Annotated in this window: 18 protein-coding genes and 5 pseudogenes; 11 read left to right on the top strand and 12 right to left on the bottom strand. The window is 65.3% G+C overall.

Features of this window, described 5'->3' with window-relative positions; genetic code table 11:
- The first annotated feature begins 42 nt into the window (after nucleotides 1-42).
- Nucleotides 43-690 carry a TetR/AcrR family transcriptional regulator gene (locus MPSD_RS08630; protein WP_086085115.1) on the top strand — a complete coding sequence of 216 codons (648 nt, stop codon included), beginning with the start codon at nucleotides 43-45 and terminating at the stop codon, nucleotides 688-690.
- Between the two features lie 9 nt (nucleotides 691-699).
- Here MPSD_RS08630 and MPSD_RS30410 read toward each other — a convergent pair whose 3' ends face one another.
- The 3 genes from MPSD_RS30410 to MPSD_RS29085 all read right to left on the bottom strand — a co-directional run bounded on the left by MPSD_RS30410 (nucleotide 700) and on the right by MPSD_RS29085 (nucleotide 2719).
- Nucleotides 700-1212 (bottom strand): PE family protein, encoded by a 513-nt coding sequence (locus MPSD_RS30410; RefSeq protein ID WP_011741651.1) that lies wholly within the window; start codon nucleotides 1210-1212, stop codon nucleotides 700-702.
- A 130-nt stretch (nucleotides 1213-1342) separates the two neighbouring features.
- Nucleotides 1343-2248, bottom strand: a complete 906-nt coding sequence (locus MPSD_RS08620; protein WP_086085116.1) for a LysR family transcriptional regulator — start codon at nucleotides 2246-2248, stop codon at nucleotides 1343-1345.
- Nucleotides 2249-2392: 144 nt separating this feature from the next.
- Nucleotides 2393-2719, bottom strand: coding sequence for a hypothetical protein (locus MPSD_RS29085; RefSeq protein ID WP_015356715.1), 327 nt, complete (start codon nucleotides 2717-2719; stop codon nucleotides 2393-2395).
- Between MPSD_RS29085 and MPSD_RS08615 the strand changes: the two genes are divergently transcribed.
- From MPSD_RS08615 to MPSD_RS08595, 5 genes are all read left to right on the top strand, one after another.
- A complete protein-coding gene (locus MPSD_RS08615; RefSeq protein ID WP_232022791.1) occupies nucleotides 2700-3668 on the top strand; it encodes an EamA family transporter in 969 nt (322 codons plus the stop codon). The genes MPSD_RS29085 and MPSD_RS08615 overlap by 20 nt on opposite strands.
- Nucleotides 3607-4197 carry a TMEM175 family protein gene (locus MPSD_RS08610; protein WP_231395648.1) on the top strand — a complete coding sequence of 197 codons (591 nt, stop codon included), beginning with the start codon at nucleotides 3607-3609 and terminating at the stop codon, nucleotides 4195-4197. Before MPSD_RS08615 ends, MPSD_RS08610 begins: the two co-directional genes overlap by 62 nt.
- A 194-nt stretch (nucleotides 4198-4391) precedes the next feature.
- Nucleotides 4392-5978 carry an adenylate/guanylate cyclase domain-containing protein gene (locus MPSD_RS08605; RefSeq protein ID WP_086085117.1) on the top strand — a complete coding sequence of 529 codons (1587 nt, stop codon included), beginning with the start codon at nucleotides 4392-4394 and terminating at the stop codon, nucleotides 5976-5978.
- Between the two features lie 165 nt (nucleotides 5979-6143).
- A complete protein-coding gene (locus MPSD_RS08600) occupies nucleotides 6144-6485 on the top strand; it encodes a DUF732 domain-containing protein (protein WP_011741656.1) in 342 nt (113 codons plus the stop codon).
- 207 nt (nucleotides 6486-6692) lie between these two features.
- Nucleotides 6693-8195: a DUF2254 domain-containing protein gene (locus MPSD_RS08595; protein WP_372509646.1), complete on the top strand. Its 1503-nt coding sequence runs from the start codon at nucleotides 6693-6695 to the stop codon at nucleotides 8193-8195.
- Nucleotides 8196-8235: 40 nt separating this feature from the next.
- Here the strand turns inward: MPSD_RS08595 and MPSD_RS08590 are convergent, their stop codons facing one another.
- The 3 genes from MPSD_RS08590 to MPSD_RS08580 form a co-directional block, all read right to left on the bottom strand.
- Nucleotides 8236-8862, bottom strand: coding sequence for a hypothetical protein (locus MPSD_RS08590; RefSeq protein ID WP_020788165.1), 627 nt, complete (start codon nucleotides 8860-8862; stop codon nucleotides 8236-8238).
- Between the two features lie 114 nt (nucleotides 8863-8976).
- On the bottom strand, nucleotides 8977-9504 hold the full coding sequence (locus MPSD_RS08585; RefSeq protein WP_012395704.1) for an Rv2253 family sensor-like surface protein: 528 nt from the start codon (nucleotides 9502-9504) through the stop codon (nucleotides 8977-8979).
- A gap of 150 nt (nucleotides 9505-9654) precedes the next feature.
- Nucleotides 9655-10191 (bottom strand): NUDIX domain-containing protein, encoded by a 537-nt coding sequence (locus tag MPSD_RS08580; protein ID WP_020788166.1) that lies wholly within the window; start codon nucleotides 10189-10191, stop codon nucleotides 9655-9657.
- Nucleotides 10192-10455: 264 nt separating this feature from the next.
- On the opposite strand from MPSD_RS08580, the pseudogene MPSD_RS08575 reads away from it, so the two are divergent.
- A pseudogene (locus MPSD_RS08575) lies at nucleotides 10456-12200 on the top strand (NAD-binding protein).
- An 11-nt stretch (nucleotides 12201-12211) separates the two neighbouring features.
- Here the strand turns inward: MPSD_RS08575 and MPSD_RS08570 are convergent.
- A pseudogene (locus MPSD_RS08570) lies at nucleotides 12212-13612 on the bottom strand (PE family protein); the annotation flags it as partial.
- 97 nt (nucleotides 13613-13709) lie between these two features.
- A complete protein-coding gene (locus tag MPSD_RS08565) occupies nucleotides 13710-14597 on the bottom strand; it encodes an LLM class flavin-dependent oxidoreductase (RefSeq protein WP_086085120.1) in 888 nt (295 codons plus the stop codon).
- Nucleotides 14598-14636: 39 nt separating this feature from the next.
- Here MPSD_RS08565 and MPSD_RS08560 point away from each other — a divergent pair, with 39 nt between their 5' ends.
- Together MPSD_RS08560 and MPSD_RS08555 are read left to right on the top strand one after the other, a co-directional pair.
- Complete coding sequence (locus MPSD_RS08560) at nucleotides 14637-15050, top strand: VOC family protein (RefSeq protein WP_012395709.1); 414 nt, start codon at nucleotides 14637-14639, stop codon at nucleotides 15048-15050.
- Between the two features lie 92 nt (nucleotides 15051-15142).
- The gene (locus tag MPSD_RS08555; RefSeq protein WP_011741660.1) at nucleotides 15143-15532 is read left to right on the top strand and encodes a VOC family protein; all 390 of its coding nucleotides are present in this window, start codon (nucleotides 15143-15145) and stop codon (nucleotides 15530-15532) included.
- Here MPSD_RS08555 and MPSD_RS08550 read toward each other — a convergent pair.
- The 3 genes and pseudogenes from MPSD_RS08550 to cysD all read right to left on the bottom strand — a co-directional run bounded on the left by MPSD_RS08550 (nucleotide 15529) and on the right by cysD (nucleotide 18952).
- Nucleotides 15529-16014 (bottom strand): Rrf2 family transcriptional regulator, encoded by a 486-nt coding sequence (locus MPSD_RS08550; RefSeq protein WP_012395710.1) that lies wholly within the window; start codon nucleotides 16012-16014, stop codon nucleotides 15529-15531. The two genes, MPSD_RS08555 and MPSD_RS08550, sit on opposite strands and share 4 nt — an antisense overlap.
- A gap of 93 nt (nucleotides 16015-16107) precedes the next feature.
- Nucleotides 16108-17958, bottom strand: coding sequence for an adenylyl-sulfate kinase (gene cysC / locus MPSD_RS08545; RefSeq protein ID WP_020788172.1), 1851 nt, complete (start codon nucleotides 17956-17958; stop codon nucleotides 16108-16110).
- Nucleotides 17958-18952: pseudogene (gene cysD / locus MPSD_RS08540) on the bottom strand (sulfate adenylyltransferase subunit CysD). Before cysD ends, cysC begins: the two are co-directional and overlap by 1 nt.
- A gap of 125 nt (nucleotides 18953-19077) precedes the next feature.
- On the opposite strand from cysD, the pseudogene MPSD_RS08535 reads away from it, so the two are divergent.
- Nucleotides 19078-19236: pseudogene (locus MPSD_RS08535) on the top strand (PaaI family thioesterase); the annotation flags it as partial.
- A 5-nt stretch (nucleotides 19237-19241) separates the two neighbouring features.
- On the opposite strand, the gene MPSD_RS08530 reads toward MPSD_RS08535, so the two are convergent.
- Nucleotides 19242-20444, bottom strand: a complete 1203-nt coding sequence (locus MPSD_RS08530; RefSeq protein ID WP_420811888.1) for an ISAs1-like element IS2404/ISMul1 family transposase — start codon at nucleotides 20442-20444, stop codon at nucleotides 19242-19244.
- A 145-nt stretch (nucleotides 20445-20589) separates the two neighbouring features.
- Between MPSD_RS08530 and MPSD_RS08520 the strand changes: the two are divergent.
- Nucleotides 20590-20889, top strand: a pseudogene (locus MPSD_RS08520) (PaaI family thioesterase); the annotation flags it as partial.
- Between the last annotated feature and the right edge of the window lie 6 nt (nucleotides 20890-20895).

Below are 20895 nucleotides of genomic sequence, written 5' to 3'. Positions count from 1 at the left end.
GTCGGCCGGCACTGCCGCGCCGTGGGCAGGGGCAGATTCACGATGGGTGGCAGACGGGTGAAGCCGGGTCCGCGCGACGAGAAGGGCGTACTCGCCGCCCAGATCCTTTCCGTAGCTCGGGATTCCTTCGCTGAAAACGGTTCGGCTGGAACCACTGTCCGCTCGGTTGCGCGGACCGCCGACGTCGACCCTTCGCTGATCTATCACTATTTCGGTTCAAAGGAAGGGCTGCTCGACGCAGCGACCACGCCACCGCAACGGTGGCTCGACACGGTCGCCGAGACATGGACCACCCCGAAGGCCGACCTGGGCCGCCGGCTCTTGCAGACCCTCCTGGATAGCTGGGCAGACGACGAGATCGGCCCGTCACTGCGGGCCATTTTGTTGACGGCTGCGCATGAGGACGCCACCCGCCTGAAGTTGCGACGCATTGTCGAGAGTTCTTTGATCGGAGTGTCGCAGCTCGACACCGACGAAGATGACCGCCTCACGCGAAGCGGGCTGATCGCCAGTCAATTGATCGGCCTGGCCATGACCCGGTACGTCTGGCAGATCGAGCCAATCGCGTCAATGAGCGATTCCGAAGTCCTCGCGGCGATAACGCCGAACCTGCAGCGCTATATCGACGGCGACCTGCATCCCACGAAGAAGTCGCCCGCCCAACGTCCTCGACGCACACGCAGACCGTGAGTCGCGCGACTAGATCAAAGCCACTTGCCCGGTAAGCACCTGGGTCACCGCCTCGATCATGGCCACAAGAAGCGTGGCGGCGACAGCGCTGAGCAAAATGAAGCCCAGCAGGGCGGGATACAGACTCTCGGGAGCCGAGGTGAGCAGTCCCATCAGCACCGTGCCGGTGACTCGGACTATCTGGGCCTCCACGGCGGTCCCGAACGAACGCACCATCGTCTTCAACCCGTCCAACAGTGAGGCCAGCGCCGCATCAATGCCGAAATACGAGGTCGCGCTCGCCGTAAGGTTCTGAACGAACTGCTCATGAAATGCGGCCGCCTGCCCGGCCAGCGTCTGATAGTCCTGGGCGTGGGCGGAGAACAGTTGCGCGATCCCCACCGACACCTCGTCGCCGGCGGCGGGCAGCACCGCAGCGGTTGGGGCCGCCGCCAGGTGCGCCGCACTCAGTGTCGAACCGATAGTCGCCAAATCCGTTGCCGCCGCGGCCATCAACTCCGGCTCTGCTATCACAAACGACATTCCGACCTCCCGGCAAACCAGACAGCCCAGCCATGGGCCGCCGATCCGTCACCGAAATCGTAGGCCGGATTTCGACCACAACGTGGGAAAATCGAATTTCACCTGACCCGCACGAACGCAAGATTGAATTTCAGTCGTATTGATGTTGCGCGTCAAAGCCCTCGGCCAACGCGGTGCGAAACGCCACCACCGCCGGGTGGGCGGTGCGTGATGTACGGGTCAACGTAAACAACTGGCGTTTCGGCGAAGCGGGCAACGGGGCAAGCCGCACCCCGCGCATCCGGTCTTGGCCGAGCAGGGCGGGCAAGATGGCAACCGCGAGCCCTGCCTGCACCATCTGCAGATGCACCAGCAGATCCACTCCGTCGAAGCGCACATCCGGTTCGAAACCGGCGGCGCGACACACGCTGCGCGCCCACCGGCCGGGCACAGTGGGTTCTGGGTCCAGGGCCCACGACGCGTATTCCAGGTCGGACAGCGTCGTCGCGTCGCTCCAGGGCCCGATCCTTGGCATCGCGAGAAACAGCTCGTCAGTTCGCAGGTCCACGCGATCCAGACTCGGGCTCGGCGGCAGCGGCCCGCCCGGATACTCCTCCCCCAGCACCACATCGAAGGTGCCGGCCAGCAGACCCGAAATCGCCCCATCAGCCTCGCGCTGCGCGACTTCGACGCGCAGGTCGGGGTAATCGCGAGCCAGCGCATCAAGCACCCTGGGCAGCAGTGAGAGCAGCAACGTCTGAAATGCCGCGACCCGCAACCGACCGGCTACCCGCCCTTGGCTGGCTGCCAGCAGGGCCTCGGCCCGCTCCAAGGTAGCGATCGCCAACCTGGTGTGCTCGACGAGCGCCTCACCCGCATCGGTCAGCCGCACGCCCCGGCCCACGGGTTCGATCAGGGCCATCCCGCATTCGCGCTCGAGCTGCGCCAGCTGCTGTGAGACCGCCGATGGACTGTATGAAAGCGCCTTCGCCACCGCGGCCAGCGTGCCCCGTCGCTGCAGTTCGTGCAGCACGACCACCCGCTGCAAATTCAACATCCGCCGACCCCATATTCATCACATTTGCTTACTAGATTAGATCAGAATCATTCGTTGGACTATTCAATCTGGGCCTGACAGGCTCATTGCATGGCGTCACGCACACCGTTGCCCGTTCTCATGATCCTGGGATCGTGCATTTCACTACAGCTGGGGCGCGGCGATCGCGACGCCGCTGCTGGCGCACTTCGGCGCCGGGCTCACCACCGGCGTGCGACTGTTGTTTGCCGCCACCTTGCTGATGGCAATCCACCGGCCCCGCGCGTTCGGCTGGGACCGACAACAGTGGAGATCAGCAGCGCTGTTTGCGGTGGCATTGGCGGGCATGAACGGCTTCTTCTTTGCCGCGATCGCCCGCATCCCGCTCGGTGTCGCAGTCACCATCGAGTTCGCTGGACCGCTGATGCTCGCGGCGGCATTCTCCCGCCGCCCACGCGACCTCGGCTGCGTGATGGCGGCCGCGGCCGCCATCGTGGTCCTCGGTTGGGACGGCTCGAAATCCGCAGCGCTGAGTCCCGATCTGGCGGGCGTAGCCTTCGCCCTCGTCGCGGCATGCTTCTGGGCGCTCTACATCTTGGCCGGCAAACGCATCACCGGTCAGCAAACGGGTCACGGAGCCCTTTCCGTCAGCAAGTTCATTGCAGCCATTGTGGTGCTGCCCTTCGGGATACCCGCCGTACCCACATTGACCGGGCAACCAGAGAAGCTGATCCCCCTGCTGGGGGTCGCGGTGCTGTCGTCGATGCTTCCGTACTCGTTGGAATTCGCGGCGATGCGCCGCTTCAGCGCCCACACATTCGGCGTGCTGCTCAGTCTCGAACCCGTGGTCGCCGGGCTCGCAGGCTGGATATTGCTGGGCCAGACGCTCAGCTGGGTCCGGGGGCTGGCGATGGTTGTGGTTGTCGCCGCATCCATCATCTGCACCCTCAGCCAGCCATCGCCCGCCTCGGAGCCATCTTCCGCGAAGGAACGGACCCCAACACGCGATCGAGCGCAAGGCAGCGCTGTGGGCCGCCCGCTCGCCCGGGTTCGCAACGGGCTTCAAACGGCACAGCGCCGCGAGCCCGTGGCCGGGCGAGAGGGTGTTCCGTCGCCTGCCGCCGAATGGCTGGACGCCGATGTATCCCTAGGAGATTCGGGGCGCTTTGGTGACAAGATCGCCCGAATAAGCCACCGCGCCAACCCAGTCGACGGCGGCCGCGGCGAGAAGGCACCCATTCGGTCGGCGGCCCAGGTTGGACCCCACTTCGGTGCAACCGGCTCAGCCACTAATCATTCGGCCACAGATGTGCCACGTTGGGCAGATGAGCACCATTCGCCTGCTACCCACGTCACGTCTCAAAGCATTCTCCGACGGCGTGTACGCCATCGTCATCACCCTGCTCGTCCTGGACCTGAAGGTGCCGGAATCCAGCAATGACCTTGGCGGGGCGCTGCTGCGGTCCTGGCCGGCCTTTCTCGCCTATCTGGTCAGCTTCGTGTTCATCGGCAGCTCGTGGCTCGCGCACACCAGATTGACCGTTGCGCTGGTGACCGCGGACGAGGTGTTCAACACGATGAACTTGTTGTTGCTGCTCCTGGTCACATTCCTGCCATTCAGCTCCGCCCTGATGTCCCACTATCTCGTCGGACCGGGGCAGCGGCTGGCGGTCGGTTTGTTCGGCGTGAACGTGACGCTGGCGACAGCGGCAAGCGCCGTCCTGGCCAGCTACGGCCGCTACAAGAGCGAGCTGTCCAGCGCGAAGGATCGCGCGACGCTGGCCGAAATTGCCCAGTCGCGTTGGATGTTCAGCGCACTGATGGGTCTATCGGTAGTGGTGGTGCTGCTGCTGCCGAGCGTGGCCGTGGCGTTTTACCTCTTGCTCTCGGCGCTGATGCTGATGCGCCCGCTGCGCATCTTGACGCTCGGCGGCCGACGGCAGGACGATACCGGCGAAAACGGTGCCTAGGCCCCGGCGTCCGGGTCACTGCCATCGCCGCCGTGAGCGGTCCTGGCTGGGCTGGTCGATGGACCCGTCATCATCGACGCGGTAGGGACATCCTCTCGCCGCAACGGCCAAAATGCCACGTTCAGACGCACCTGAATAAACTAAGCTGACGCCACCATGTTGGCCAATGAGACAGTGTGGACTAGGCGGACTCGGTGGTGAAGACGGTGACGCGTCACGACGGCTCGTTATTGGAAAGCCCGGCCTACGGTTCCTGGCTGCTCGGGGATCTGAACGAAAGCCAGCGCGACCGTCGGATCCGCATCCAAGGCATGTTGACCGCTGTCATTGCGGCCACCAACGTCATTGGAATCTGCGTCGGATTGGTACTGGCGACCGTGGCCGCGCCGGCACCACACGTGTTGTCAGACGCCCCCTTGTGGATCACCTTCGCGGTCATGCCGGCCTACGTCGTGATTGCATTTGCCCTTGGCGGCTATTGGATTACCCGGCGAACCACGCAAATGTTGCGCTGGGCAATCGAGAGACGAGAACCCAGCCCCACCGACCAGCGCAATACGCTACTGGCCCCATTTCGGTTTGCCATCTTTCATCTCCTGGTGTGGGGAACCTTCACCATCCTGCTGACCGCCCTCTACGGCATGGCCAACAGCATGTTCATCCCGAGATTCCTTTTCGCACTGAGCTTTTGCGGTCTTGGTGTCACCACCGCCAGCTATATGTTCACCGAGTTCGCGCTACGCCCGGTGGCAGCCATGGCGTTAGCGGCAGGCCCACCGCTGCTACGTTGGGCCCCGGGGATCAGGGGTCGAACGATAGTCGTCTGGCTCACCGGTTCGGGCGTACCGCTGATTGGCATGGCCCTGGTGGTGATCTTCGATGAATCACTATGGCAAATAAGCCAAGCCGAGTTTTCGATATCGGTCGTGATCGTATCGTCGGCAATGCTGGCGCTTGGCTTGCTGCTGATGTGGATCCTGTCCTGGCTCACCACGACACCGGTCAAGGTGGTGTGCGCGGCACTCAAGCGCGTCGAGATGGGCGATCTGCCGGGCGATTTGGTGGTGTTCGACGGAACCGAACTTGGCCAGCTGCAGCGCGGTTTCAACGCCATGGTCGCCGGGCTGCGCGAGCGTGAACGGGTACGCGATCTGTTCGGCAGGCACGTCGGGCGGGAAGTCGCTGCCGCTGCCGAACGCGAACGCCCCAAGCTGGGCGGGGAGGATCGCCACATCGCGGTCGTCTTCATCGATATCGTCGGCTCCACGCGGCTGGTGACCACTCAGCCTCCCGCCGAAGTGGTCAAACTACTCAACCGGTTCTTCGCGATCGTGGTCGATGAAGTGGACCGCCACCGCGGCCTGGTGAACAAGTTCCTGGGTGACGCCGCACTGGCGATCTTCGGCGCCCCGAACCGTCTCGAGCAGCCAGAAGACCAGGCGCTGGCCGCCGCGCGTGCCATCGCCCGCCGGCTGGCCGCCGAAGTTCCCGAATGCCAGGCCGGGATCGGGGTGGCGGCAGGTCAAGCCGTCGCCGGCAATGTCGGCGCCAACGAGCGGTTCGAGTACACAGCGATCGGCGAGCCGGTGAACGAGGCGGCCCGACTCTGTGAACTGGCCAAATCGTTCCCCGGCCGGCTACTGGCATCGGCGGAAACACTTGCCGGAGCCAGCGAAAGCGTCAGCGCCCAATGGTGTTTGGGCGACTCGACGCTGCTGCGTGGACTCGGCCAGCCCACGCGGTTAGCGACGCCGATCGAAACCGCCGAGCTAGACGAGTAGTCGCGCTCAGCGACCACGCCCCGATTCCAGCATTACGGGCTCATCCTGCCTGTCCACCCGATGTCTCGATCTCGACAAGAAGTTATTGAGGATTCGTAAAGACGCCGCGCTGATTCTGAGGTCAAGCCAAAGAGCTAACCAATCAAATCAGCAAAGGAGTCCAAAATGTTCACTCGCCGCTTCGCCGCCTCCCTGGCCGGAACCACCCTGACCGCTGCCAGCCTGGGCCTGGCCGCACTCGGCTTCGCCGCCACCGCCACCGCCACCGCAGGCTCAACCGACGACGCCTTCCTGGCCCAGATCCAAGCCGACGGGATCACACCGCCCAGCGCGGCACGCGCCATCAGCGACGCACACGCCGTCTGCACCGCGCTCGACGAAGGCAACTCACCCACCACGGTCATCAACGCGGTCGCCGAGTCGACCGGTCTGAGCTCCAAGGGCGCCAAGACGTTCGCGATTGACGCCGCTTCGGCATACTGCCCCGAATACGTCACCTCGAGCTAGCAACAACCACAGTGTGGGGACCCCGGACGACGGGTCCCCACATTCGTCTGCGCCGTCGACCGCAATCCCAACCTCCACCCGCCCAGCGAGCCGGCCGTCACCGTGGGCCGTGCCCCGATTCCAGACCGGGGCACTTTCGCGAAACGAACTGCCGGTGCGCCCCCTCGCTTGCGGCCATATGACTCCGGCAAACCTTCCACGTGAGCTATCGGACGGGTGCATGCTGGATCGGTGAGCGCAAATAGCCTGATCAGCCGCCGCAAAGCGATACTGGACTACCTGCAGGACACGGTCTGGGTGCTACCGCTAGTCGGCGTGGTGGCCGGCCTGGGATCCGGCGCCATCCTGTCCCTGATTCCCGTCAAGCCTGACTCACTGATCGACAAGTTGATGTTCCAGGGCACGGCCGGCGATGCCCGCGGCGTACTGATCGTGGTGTCCGCCACGATGATTACCACCACCGGAATCGTCTTCTCGCTGACGGTCCTGTCGCTGCAGATCGCATCGAGCCAATTTTCGGTGCGGTTGCTGCGCACCTTCCTGCGGGACATGCCCAACCAAATGGTGCTGGCAATCTTCGCCTGCACCTTCGCCTACAGCACCGGCGGGCTGCACACCGTCGGCCAGCACGCCGACGGGAGCGCGTTCCTTCCCAAGGTCGCGGTCACCGGGTCACTGGCGCTGGCATTCCTCAGTATCGGGGCGCTGATCTACTTCCTGCACCACCTCATGCATTCGATCCAGCTGGACACGATCATGGACAACGTCGGGCAGCGAACACTGGGGCTGATTGACGACTTGTATCCCCGCCCGGACACCCCGGATCGGCGAAGGGAAACACCGCCAACCCCTCCCGCTGAGGCGGTTGCACTGCTGGCCCCGCAATCGGGCTATCTGCAGATCGTCGACACCCACGACATTGTGGCGGCCGCGGCGGCCAGTGGGCACACGGTGCTGCTGGTCACTTTCGTCGGCGACTACGTCACCGCCGGGGGCCTGTTGGGTTGGTGCTGGCGCCGCAGCAGCCCGCCGAGCCCGGCGGGGTCGAACTTTCAGCAGGACTGCCTGCGCCACCTGCACATCGGCTACGAACGCACCCTGCAACAGGACGTTCGGTTTGGCCTGCGCCAGCTGGTTGACATCGCGCTGCGAGCCCTGTCTCCAGCGGTCAACGACCCGTACACGGCAATTCAAGTCGTGCATCACCTTTCGGCCGTGGAGTCGGTGCTGGCGTCCCGTGCGCTGCGAGACACGGTGCGCCGCGATCGCGCCGGGGAGCTGCTGCTGTGGCTGGCCAGACCGGATTTTGCCGCCTATCTGCACGTCGGATGTTCTCAGATCCGCCGCTACGGGGTGCGTGAACCGCTGGTGCTGACGGCGCTGCTACAGCTGTTGAGCGCCGTCGCCCAAAACTGCGCGGACCCCGCGCGCCGGGCCGCCGTGCAGACCCAGATCGCCCTGGTGGTGCGGGCGGCCCAACGTGAATTCGCCGACGAATCCGACCGGGCCATGGTGCTCGGCGCAGCCGCCCGGGCAACCGAGGTCGTCGACAGACCTGGGACCTTAGCGCCGCCGTCCTCCGCGTTCGGCCAAGTGGCCGCCGCTCGGGCGGCAGCGTCGACGGTCGCGCCAGCCAACGCAGCGTCGTTGGCCAGAGACCCCAGAGACCTGGGCCGCCACAGCGCGGTGCCTCCGGCCGGCCGCTCCTAGGCTGACCAACCCCCGATCGGATCAGCGGGGGATCTTGGCGCTACCCAACCGGCGCCCAGTCGCTCCACGAGTTGCCGGAGTCGAGCGCGACCAACGATGACCGGTCCACGTTGACGATCTCGCGGAAATGGTCTTGCCACCCCCACCACGCGCTGACGAAGAACACATGATCAAACCAGCTGAGCTGGTAATCGGGGGGAATCACTTCGCCCTTGTTCTCCGGGGCAAACACCGCGATGGCCAACAGCCCCAGGATGGCAGTTTTCGGTAGCTGGATCTTCCCGTCACTGGCGACCCGTAGTGCCGCACTCCCGTTCACGTACGGAGATACTTCGAACCCGGTAGCCGATTCCTCATCGTGTCCGTGCAACCAACGGTGAATCCCGTACAGGACGTCCGCGATGTCAGGGCGCATCTCGGGCGTCAGGTCCGATCTCACCGCAACCGGAAAGCGCGTATTTTCCAGGTCGAGCCCGGGGGTGGCCATCACACCGTAAATGTCGACCGCATCTCGGATCACCCGCCGAAAGCGCGTGCCGGCGCCGAGCGAGGGATAGCGCTTCCTGCTGGTGTCATCCACGGCGTTACATGCGTGAAGCATCGCCACATCCCACATTTTGCGGTCCCACTGTTCGAGCGACTGCTTGACTGATGCACCGACGGTCATGCCGAAAAGGGTATCGGCCGCCGGCAGTTACCCCGATATTGCACCCACCCCACGCCCATTACCGTGTCGCCGCTGATGGCGAATCACTGCCCACACCGATGGGCAGCGACGTCCTCACGATCCAGCGGGAAGCGCCGCTACCGGCATTTGCACCGTGCCCTGGCAGGGGCCGCCGACAATGTCGGTGTGCCAGGTGCCGCGCAGCGACCCGTCCGGCTGAGGCGCGTAATAGGCCCACGACCTCGCCGGTGCCCACACTTTGGCAGCGCCTTCACCCATGTAGCAGTCCCATTGAAAGTCGAAGCGTTCCACCCACTTGGCCCCATCCCAGAAGTAGCGGGACGGCTGGGGCAAGGTCGGATTCTTCGGGGTAGGCCCGTTGGTGGCGGTGGCAACGCACTGTTCGGCCGAACAAGCGGTGACAAAGACGTAGTCGGCGCTAAACGTTGGTTCCATCTGGCTGGCGGCCATGCTGGTGCCGGCTTTTTGTTCGGCGTAGCGCACGAGCGAGTATTTCCCGTTCCACATGGGCATGGCGGCGTGTGCCGGAGTCGACGGTGGCGCGAACATCGCGGCCGCGATGCCGCCGAGCACCCCTAACACCTGAAGGCGAAGCCTCGATCGCGCACGCATCGTGTCCATGGTGCGGCTTGCAGGACGCGGTGCGATCTCAGCGGGGACACGATCGTGTGCAACAACTACGGCCGGATGGGTGGGGCACGCACGCGACAACTCCGATCGCGTTGGCGCAACGAGGTTGCGCTGCCAGCCCGCCAGACGCCGGCGGCAGGACTATCCCCGATGCAGCAGGAACATGCCGTAGGCGGCGATCGACTGGGAGTCGACGATCCCTCCGGTGCGGATCATCTGCTCGACTTCGTCGCGCGCAAACCACGCACTGCGCATGTCCTGTTCTTCGTGCTCGCGCTCCGACTCCCCCTCGGTTATTCCGGTAGCCAGGAACACCCAACCGCGCTGGCTGGTCAGTCCCGGGGCGGTATCGAGCTGACCGAGCGACACAAACGACGCCGCTCGTAGTCCGGTCTCCTCGCGCAGTTCGCGCGCCGCCAGCTCGGCCGGCTCGACGTCGGACAAGTCGGGAGCGGTCCCTTGCGGAAACTCCCACCGCCGCGCACCGACGGGATAGCGGAACTGCTCGACCAATCGGAATCGGTTCCCGTCGTGCGCGATCACAAGCGCATAGGCCGGTTTGTCCACCACGCCGTAGATGCCGGGACTGCCGTCCGGGCGGCGAATGTCGTCCTCACGGAGCACCATCCAGCGGTTGCGGTAGATCTCCCGGGAAGCGACGGGTTCGATGAAGGGCACACAGCCAGTATCACTACCGACACTCGTGGCGCCGGCAACCGCATCGGGTGGGCCCCAGGCGGGGTCGAGGACACACCATTGTCGCCGATCCGGCGGCGCCGGCAAACCCGTTGCGCCCGTCTCTCGGCGACGGTTGCGGTTGCGCAAACCGTGCGGGCTGGTTGAAATCTGTACGGTGCGCATAAGTGAGCGCGAACAGCGAACACCAACAAAGGTGGGTGTACCTATGCCGAACGATCCCGGACCACGGCGAGACCTGTGAGCATGCGGCGTCACATCATCGTCAGCGGCGACGACGCGCTAGCGAACACCATTGTCGAGGAGCTGAACAGCGCCGGCGTCACCATCCTCAAGCTGGCCAGCGACGAGCTCAATGACGCCCAGCTCGCTCAGGCCATCGCGGTCATCTGCGCCGGCGACGACGACGCGCGAAACCTCGAAATCGCATTGTTGGCAAGAAGAGCCGACCCGCACGTACGAGTGGTGGCCCGACTGGCCAACGATGTGCTGCGTGAGGCGATGGCCGCTGACAACGGTCCGGGAGCGATCCTTGACGTTGCCGACCTTGCCGCGCCATCGGTCGTCGAGGCGTGTCTGGCCCGCACCGTGCACCCGTTCGAGGCCGCCGGCATCGAGTTCGTCGTCTGGCGCGCGGAGGCGCCGCGGGATGCGACCCTGCGCGAGATCTACGGCGATCTGGCCCCGGTGGCGGTGGTCCGGGGAAAAAACTCGCCCACCCCCGGTGAGGTGTTGACCTGCCCGGGGCGCGACCTGCGGGTCCATGCCGGCGACGAGACGGCGATGGTCGGCACCGCCGAAGACTTGGCCGCCCGCGGCATCAAGGTTCCCCGACCGACCTCGACGCGTTTTCGTCTGCTGCGGCTTCGGCAGATCTCCGATGCGGCACGCGCGCTGCGCAACGACGTCAACCCGATGTTCTTCAAGGCTTTGGCCGCGATGACGACGCTGCTGACCGTATCGACGACCTTGTTGCGCTTTGCCTACCGCCACCCTCCGGGGATGACGTGGCTCGATGCGCTGTACTTCAGCACCGAGACCATCGCGACGGTGGGCTATGGCGACTTCAGCTTCTCCCACCAGCACCCCTGGCTGCGAGTATTCAGCATTACGTTGATGTTCGCCGGTGTGACCACCACCGCCATCCTGGTCGCATTCATCGCCGACCTGCTGCTGTCGCGCCGCTTCACCCGCTCGGCGGGCCGGCGGCGGGTACGCCAGCTGCGCAACCACGTGATCGTCGTCGGACTGGGTTCATTCGGCATCCGGGTGGTCAGGGATCTGATCGCCGCCGGTTACGACGTCGCGGTCATTGAGCTCGACGAGAACAGCCGCTTTCTGGAGTCGGCGGCCGAGCTGGACGTGCCCGTCATCTTCGGCGACGCGACGCTGCCGCAAACGCTGGAATCGGCTTGCATCGCCCACGCCCGCGCGATGGCGCTACTGACGCAAGACGACATGGTCAATATCGAGACCGGGATCGTGCTGCGGGAAATGTTGGGCGCGGTGAAAGCCAATCGTCGCGATATCCCGCTTGTCCTGCGCGTCTATGACCGTGAGCTGGGAGGCGCGGTTGCCCAGCGGTTTGACTTCGAGAGCGTGCGCTCCACTGTCGAATTGGCCGCGCCTGGTTCATTGGCGCCGCGATGGGGTTGCAGGTGCTGGGCACGTTCTCGGTAGGACAAAGCTCATTCATGGTGGGCGGGATGCACGCGTCAGCGCAAAGCGAACTCGATGGTCTGTCAATGCGTGAGCTTGTCACCGGAACCCGCGTCATTGCGATCACCCGCCCCGACGAGCCGCCACAGTTACATCCGCGCCGCGACACCCGGCTGCGGGCCGGAGACACCGCCTATCTCGTCGGCCCGTATCGCGAACTGTTGGCGACGTTGCGCAAGGGACAGCCTCCCCAGCAGCCCGCCAGCGGCGATGGGCACTGGCCAGAAGTGGCGACGGTCGACAACGTTGGCCCGCTGGACCGGCCGAACTGAACCGGCTCTCACCCCGATGCGCCGGTAGCGCCGGGAGTACCGGACAGCGTTCCGCCGGCCCCGCCAACCCCGCCGTCGCCGGGCGGCGCGCTGTTGCCGCCGGGCGCCCCGGCTCCACCGTCGCCGCCGTTGCCGATCAGCCTGGCATCGCCACCGCGCCCGCCGGACCCGCCAGTGCCACCGATCGTCCCGAATCCGTTCCCGCCGGATCCGCCGGCACCGCCGCCGCCGCCGTCGCCATAGAGCCACCCTCCGGTACCACCCGCCCCGCCATCGCCGCCGGACCCACCTGGCCCCACGAAACTGCTGAGGTGTAACCCGCCGTCGCCACCAGCACCTCCCGCACCGCCGGCACCCACCAGCAGGCCGCCCGCGCCTCCGCCGCCGCCGTTGCCGCCAGCCTCACCCAAGATGCCCAACCCGGCCCCGCCGTTCCCGCCGGCGCCGCCGGCGCCCACCAGTCCGGCTGCCCCGCCGCCACCACCAGCTCCGCCGGCGCCGCCCACCCCGCCGTCCCCACCGAATCCGCCGGTCCCGCCGTCGCCATAGAGCAGCCCACCGTGGCCTCCGGCGCCGCCAGCGCCACCGGCGAAGTGCGAACTGGCAGGACCGCTTGTCGCACCCGCACCACCGGTCCCGCCAGATCCGCCGGCGCCGAGCAGCCCGGCGTCCCCGCCTGCGCCACCGGCTCCGCCGTTGCCGCCTTTGGCGAACCCGCCGTCACCACCCGTGCCGCCACTGCCGTACAACCAGCCGCCATGGCCACCATGGCCACCGGCTCCACCGGGACCGAGACCGGTGGCGGCTCCTCCGAAGCCGCCGTTGCCACCGGCACCGAACAACCAGCCCCCGTTGCCTCCGGCACCCCCGGCCGCACCGCCGCCGCCGGCGCCACCGGAGCCGCCGTTGCCGATCAGCCCGGCGTCCCCGCCGGCACCCCCGGCCACCCCGGTGTTTGTGCCCGCCGCACCGCTACCGCCGTTGCCGTACAGCAGTCCCCCAGCCCCGCCGCCTTGCCCGGGTGCCGTCCCATCGGCGCCGTCGCCGATCAGAGGACGTCCCAGTAGCGCCTGGGTGGGCGCATTGAGCACGCCAAGCAGGTCTTGCTCGAGGGTTTGCAGTGGCGAGGCGTTGGCCGCATCGGCGGCCGCATAGGCGCCGCCGGAAAGGTTCAGCGCCCGCACGAACTGGGTATGAAACGTGCTCGCCGCGGTGCTGAGCGCCTGATAGGCCTGCGCATGGCCGGCGAACAACGCCGCGATTGCCGTGGACACGTCATCTGCGCCGGCGGCCAGTATCCCCGTCGTCGGGAGCGCCGCGGCCACGTTGGCAACGCTGAGAGCCGCACCGATGCTGTCCAATTCCGTTGCCGCCAGCGCTAACTCGTCCGGTACAGCAATGAAATAAGACATTGCTAGCCTCCTGGCTGCGCCGCCGCGAGCAACAACAGCGTATCGCCGCGCACCCGCGACAGCCAGGGTCTACCTGACGTGTTCGCCGACCCAGGACTCAGGCCGCACCGAACCTCGTCACCACATCGATTGCCCGACGAAGTTGCTCGACGTCCGAGGACGTCGGGATGAGCTGGACTTCGTCGGTGCCGATCTCTTCGAACCGTCGCAGCACGGCAAGCAGCTCGTCTTCGCTGCCCGCCCAGCCCGTCGTGGGCGCCATCGCATCGACGTACTCGGCCGGGATCCAATTCATGTAGCGCCGCAGATGCCGATGCACCTGTGCGCGCGCGTCGGCCTGCGGCCCGAAAGCGAACCAGAACGACGTCGCCAGGTGCGGCTTGGGCTTGCCCGCCTGCGCCCACGCGGCCCGCGCGACGTCGAATAGCTCATTTTGCTTGGCGACGTCGAGGTCCAGGGTGGTACCCGCTAGACCGTCGGCCCAGGGTGCGGCGCTGCGCAGGGTCTTGGGCCCGATGGCGCCGACCAGCAGTGGCGGGCCTCCCGGCTGGACCGGTAGGGGTCCGACGGGCCGCACCGACTCGCTGATCTGCTCACCCGCCCACACCCGCTTCATGACTGCCACCCGCGTTGCCATTCCGCCCATCGTCTGGGTCTTGGGGTCGGCCCCGACGGCGAGGTAGTCCTCACGCCTACCTCCCACCCCGATTCCCACGGTCAACCTCCCACCGCTCAACATGTCGCCGGTGGCCAGCGCTTTGGCCAGCATGACCGGGTCATGCAACTGCGGCACAATAACGGTCGTCACCAACCGCACCCGATCGGTCCAGGCGGCCAATGCCCCGAGCAGGGTCGAGCTGTCGGGGTTGTCGAATGCGATCCGCTCGCCCCAGCACAGCGCGGAGAACGGGCCTTCGTCGACGGCACGCGCCCAGGTCTTCAGCACATTCGCGTCCAGATCGGGCTCCATTACCGGCATCGTCATAGCTATCTGCACAATCGCGATTCTGGCAGCATGGGGCGGATTGGTGTATCGAGCACATCAATCGGGCACGTCCGGCTCACCGTTACCGACATCGAGCGATCGCGGCGGTTTTACGAGAGCGTCTTCGAGTGGCCCGTGCTGATCGAGCTTCCCGCGAACGCCGACGAGGCAACACGGCGCCAGCTGGCGTTTCTGTACGGCGGGGTGATCTACGACCTCGGCGGGGCACTACTGGGGTTGCGCCCGGTCGCCAATGACAGCTTCAACGAGAATCGAGTCGGCCTGGACCACATCGCCTTCCGAGTGGGCAGCATCGACGAACTAAATAGTGCGGCAGCGCATCTGGATGATCTCGGCATTGCGCACGAGCCCGTCAAGGACATTGGTCCGTCCTACATCCTGGAGTTCCGCGATCCCGACAACATCGCTCTGGAACTCACCGCACCCAAGTAGCCGGCCGGGCGGCTTGCGAGCGTGCGCGAAATGTCAGCGTTAACGGCGTGTCGAGGTGCCGACACGCACGCTCGGCACGGACAGGGGTAACGATGGCCATCAGCTTCAACCACACCATTGTCGCGTCACACGACAAGCGAAAATCCGCGGAGTTTCTGGCAGAGCTGTTGGGTCTGCCGAGTCCAGTGACATTCGGCCCCTTCCTGGTGGTCGCGCTCGAGCACGACGCCAGCCTCGACTTCGCGGATGTGCCCGAGGACGTGGAGATTCACCCCCAGCACTATGCGTTCCTCGTCTCCGAGCAGGAATTCACTGAGATCTACGGCAAGATCTCCTCGCGCGGCTTGCCGCACTGGGCAGACCCGGGTGCCCGACGTCCCGGCGAAATCAACCACCGCGATGGGGGTCGTGGGGTGTATTTCCCCGACCCGGCCGGGCACTCGATGGAGATCCTCACCCGACCGTACGGCTCAGGCTCCTAGTCGCCGCTGCGCGCCGAGCCGTGCCGCTCGAACTCCTGCGCCCGGTAGGCGTCGGCGAGTTTCGCGACGTGTCCGGGCAGCGCCCCCGTGGCGACATCGGCCAGCGTCGTCTCTTCCAACACTGATCGCATGCTGGCGCGCAGGGCCCGCCAGACATCGGTCAGCGCCGTGGTGGGCCCGGAGTAGGGCAGGTCGCCCAGCCCGATGTCACGAACGCTGGCCAGGGGCCCGTCGATGCAGCGCAGCACGTCGGCGATGCTGATGTCGGTCCCGGGACGCGCCAGTTCATAGCCACCGTCGCGCCCGCGGTGGCTGCGTACCAGGCGGTCGGTCCGCAGGTTGGTCAGGATGTCGACGAGGAACTGCGGCGGTATGCCTTGAGCCTGCGCCAGGTCCTCGGTCTTGATCACCGTCCCGCTGTCGGCTGTCGCAAGTTGGACCATCGCGCGCACCGCATATTCCGCTTTGGCCGACATCCGCATGCTCAGGATTGTGCCATCCGCCCCCGGTTACCAGACGCGACGCCAGATGTTGCTGCAAAGAGCCGGGGAATCCGGCCCGCCGAGGCGACCGAACTAGGGCCGCAGCTCGAGCAAGTCGATGACGTCTTGCGCTTGCTGGTCGAGGCTACGTGACGGCGTGAGGCGCAGGTCAGGATGCTTCGGGCGCTGGTAGGGGCTGTCTATCCCGGTGAAATGGGTGATCTCACCCGCACGCGCCTTCGCATACAGACCTTTGGGATCGCGCCGCTCGCAGTCGGCCAGCGGGGTGTCACAGAACACCTCGACGAAGTCGAATCCGGCGTCGGTGTGCACCTTACGAGCTAACTCACGATGCTCGGCCAGCGGGCTGATCGCCGGAACCAAGACGACATGACCACAATCTGCGAGCAGCACCGCGACATGGGCCAGCCGACGCAGGTTCTCCGCGCGATCGGCCATGCTGAAGCCCAAGTCCGCGTTCAATCCGTGTCGTAGGTTGTCGCCGTCCAGGACGTACGCGGCGACGCCTTCTTCTAGCAGCTTGCGCTCGACAAGCATGGCCACCGACGACTTGCCGGCACCCGACAGGCCGGTGAGCCAGACGGTCCTGCCCCGCGGCCGCTCCGTCGTGGTGACCAGCGACTGGTGGCGCACCGTGTTCGGACTCGATGTGTGGGTCGAGACGTCGCGCAACACCATGCCCGCCGCGACCGTACCGTTGGTGTCCGGGTCAATGAGAATGAAAGAACCCGTGCTCGAGTTTCGGGTGTATTCGTCGAGCAACAGCGGCACCTGGGTACGCAGCGAAATGCGACCAAGTTCGTTGAGCTTCAGTGCAGTTGCCGTCTTGTCGCGATGCAGGGTGTTGACATCAAGCCGGTAGTCCAGCGCGGTGACCCTTGCGCGGGTGGTCCGGGTTGTGTGCTTGATGACGTAGTCACGCCCTGGCTCCAACACCCCCGAATCCGCCATCCAACACACGGTTGCGTCGAAGTCCTGCGCGACTCTGGGCTGGTTGTTGGTTCGGGCAATCATGTCGCCACGCGAGATGTCGATCTCGTCGGCCAGGCTCAGCGAGACGGCCATCGGCGGAAATGCTTCCGGCACCGGACCGTTGGGGCCATCGATCGCGATGATCCGGGTCGCCTTGCCGATCGGCAGGACAACGACCTCATCCCCTGGGCGCATCACCCCACTGGCGACGGTGCCCGCGTAGCTGCGATGGTCCTGGTGCTCCAAGGTGTGCGGCCGGATGACGTACTGAACCGGGAATCGCACGTCAACCAGGTTGCGGTCACCGGCGATGTAGACCTCTTCGAGATGGGACAGCAGTGAGGGCCCTTCGTACCACGGCGTCTGGTCCGATTTGGTCACCACGTTGTCGCCATGCAACGCCGACATCGGGATGGAGGTGACGTCTTGCACATCCAGGCGGGCGGCAAAGGCGTGGAACTCGTCGCGAATCGCCTCGAATTTTGCCTTGTCCCAACCGATCAAGTCCATTTTGTTGACGGCGAGGACAAGGTGACGAATGCCCAGCAGCGATGCCAGGAAGGCGTGCCGGCGTGATTGTTCCAGCAGGCCGTGCCGGGCATCGACCAACACGATCACCAGCTGCGCGGTGGACGCACCGGTAACCATGTTGCGGGTGTACTGGATGTGCCCTGGGGTGTCGGCGATGATGAATTTCCGCTTCGGAGTAGCGAAATAGCGGTAGGCGACATCGATGGTGATGCCCTGCTCACGCTCGGCCCGCAGGCCATCGGTGACCAGCGCGAGGTCGGTGTATTCGTGACCACGTTCCTTTGAGGTCTGTTCCACCGAGGCCCACTGGTCTTCCATCACGGCCTTGGAGTCATACAGCAGGCGCCCGATCAGCGTGGACTTACCGTCGTCGACGGAGCCGGCGGTTGCCAGGCGCAACAGCGTGGTGGATGCGGACATCAGAAATACCCCTGCCGTTTGCGGTCTTCCATTCCAGACTCGGAAATGCGGTCGTCGGCCCTGGTCGCCCCCCGCTCGGTGAGCCGCGCCACGGCGGTCTCCGCGATGACCTCCGCAACGGTTGCGGCCTCCGATTCCACACATCCGGTGCACGTCACGTCCCCGACGGTGCGGAACCTCACCGTCGCCTCGAACACCGGCTCGTCCGCGCCGGGCTGCATGTGCCGATCGACGGCCAACAGCATGCCGTCTCGCTTGAACACCTTGCGCCGATGCGCAAAGTAGATCGACGGCAGCGTGATGTGCTCGGCGCCGATGTAGGACCAGATGTCGAACTCGGTCCAGTTGGACAGCGGGAACACCCGGATGTGCTCGCCTTTGTGGTGGCGTCCGTTGTAGAGATTCCACAGCTCCGGCCGCTGCGCCTTGGGGTCCCACTGGCCGAACTCGTCGCGGAAACTGAACACCCGCTCCTTCGCGCGCGCCTTCTCCTCATCGCGGCGGGCACCCCCGAACGCCGCGTCGAACCGGTTCTCCCGGATGGCACGCAGCAGCGTCACGGTCTGCATCGGGTTGCGCGACGGGAAGGTCTCGACGACCCGGCCGGCGTCGATGTCGTCCTGCACCGATGCCACCACCAACCGCACTCCTGACGCTGCGACCAGCTCGTCGCGGGTCGCGATGACCTCGTCAAAGTTATGGCCGGTATCCACGTGCATCACCGGGAACGGCAGCCGCCCAGGACGAAACGCCTTGATGGCCAGGTGCAGCATCACGATGGAGTCCTTGCCGCCGGAAAACAGCAGCACCGGACGTTCGAACTCGGCGGCCACCTCACGAATGATGTGCATCGCCTCGGCTTCCAGCGAGCGCAGATGACTCAATTCGTACTGGCCGACGGCGGGGCCCGTTGTTACACCACTGGTGGTCATGGCTTCACCTAACATGCAGAATCAGAAACTCAATACCTTATAATTCTGGTAGGACTGACCATATTTATTGCTATTGTTACCTATGGAACCAGTCCTGCCCTGCCGCTGTCAATGAAACTATTGGGAAGCGCGCGGGCAGCTTTGGGAACTTCTTTTCCAGCCGTCGTCGATACGCCAGCATGGACGGATGTCCAATGCTTCAGGTTCGGCCGACAATGCCAGCGGTCGCGACGTCATCGCGCAGTTTCTGCCGCAGTCGCCGTTCGTCACGAAACTGGGAATCGTCGCAGATCACCTCGGTGCCGATGAGGTGCGGCTTCGGCTGCCGTGGCAGGGCTCCGGCGTTGTTGATTAGCAGGCTTGTGAGCTGGGGGATTGTGGATTGAGGAGGTCTAGGCGGCGGTTGGCGGTCAAAGCGGTGATCCGGCAGGCTTCGGCGATGTTGTCGGCGCCGTTGAGGCGGTGCAGATTGATCGCGGTGTTGCGTAGCGTTGCTAGGACCTGTGCGCCGTTTCCGGTATGTGCCCTTTGACGGTCTTCGTCGAAGGTGACGTCGCGTATCCAGTGCAGGCTGTTCTCGATTCCCCAGTGTTGACGCATCCAGGTCATGATCGCGGTAGGGCGGGCGTGCTCGAACGGCAGGCTGCAGATGGCATAGACCACCTCCACGCTGCGCTGGTCGGTGGCGGTGATCAAGCGTTCACGAGTGATCCGGATGATTTGTTTTGCGTAGGGGAAGCCGATTCCTCGTGCAGCGGTGATGATTTGCAGGGTGCGGGTCTCGACACGGCCGTGGCCGCGGGAGTCGTCGGTAGCGGCTGCGGGCACCTCGGCCCAGGGCAGCGCGGTGATACGCGCAAATATTTTGGCTTGGTTGGACTTGACGATCATCAGGTAGTGCGACTTCAAGGTGGCGCAGATCAACTTCGCGGTGACGACCTGGGTATGCATCGCATCCACGGTGACCAGCCACCGCAAGCTACCCGGCAGCAGCGTGAGCAGGGCACGTACGCAGGGAATTTCATTGCTTTTCTCGGCGACAGCGAGTTGACCGAGCACCAATCGGGCACGGTGGGCGAACACCGACACGAGATGCGTGGCTGTCGCTTTGGCGCGTAAAGCACCACGCAGCATCTTGCCGTCCAACGCGATCGGCACCAATCCACTGGGGTCGCTGCTGGCCACGTGTGCAGTGAAGTAACTGCCCATCCTGGCGTTGAGGTCGGCGGGGTCTAGCCGAGACAAAACAGCGCGGAAGGTCTTCTCACTGGGCCGCCGGAACCGGACCCCTAATTGGGCCAACACATCATCGGGAGCGGTGGCCGCCCATGTGGCAAAACCAGCATAGCCGCGCATCCCCGCGGCAGTGGCCAGAACCGCGATCGCCAACAAAGCCATCAGCGAATACCTCCGACCGCGTGGGCCCCTCGGGTCTGGCACCGAGGCCAACACATCGAGAAACTCCGATCCGATGAGCTCGCTGCGCTCACCAGGACTCCAGCAGTCGAACACCTCTGGAACCGACGACACAGGCAATACTGAAACGGTAGGCACGGGCAACTCCAGACCAACGACGAACAGTAACCAACTCGATCGTTCTCCAGATAGCCCGTGCCTACACTCCGGCCCCAATAGCGCGGCACCAAAGATCATCAACCCAGCTCACAAGCCTGCTAATCAACAACGCCGGAGCCCTGGGCTGCCGTGGGACCCGTCCAACGTCACGATCGGCGACATGGTGCACGGCGGGGCCATCGCTACCCTTGCCGACCTGACGGTCATGGCCGCCGCTTGGTGCAGCGGGCAGGCGCCGCCCGAGCTGCGCGGCGTCACGGTGTCGCTGGCGCTGGACTTCATGGCGCCGGCACGGGCCACAGACGTGATCGGGGTGGGCCGGGTGCTGCGACGTGGGCGCTCCTTGGTCAACTGCGAGGCCGAGATCGTCGACCCCGAAGGCACGCTGCTCGCCAAGGCCCTGGCGACCTACAAGGTGGGTTGATGTCGC

It is taken from the genome of Mycobacterium pseudoshottsii JCM 15466 (assembly GCF_003584745.1).
In the GTDB taxonomy this organism is placed as follows: domain Bacteria; phylum Actinomycetota; class Actinomycetes; order Mycobacteriales; family Mycobacteriaceae; genus Mycobacterium; species Mycobacterium marinum.
The sequence above is the reverse complement of the archived record's forward strand: the minus strand, read 5'-3'. Positions and strand labels throughout refer to the sequence as shown.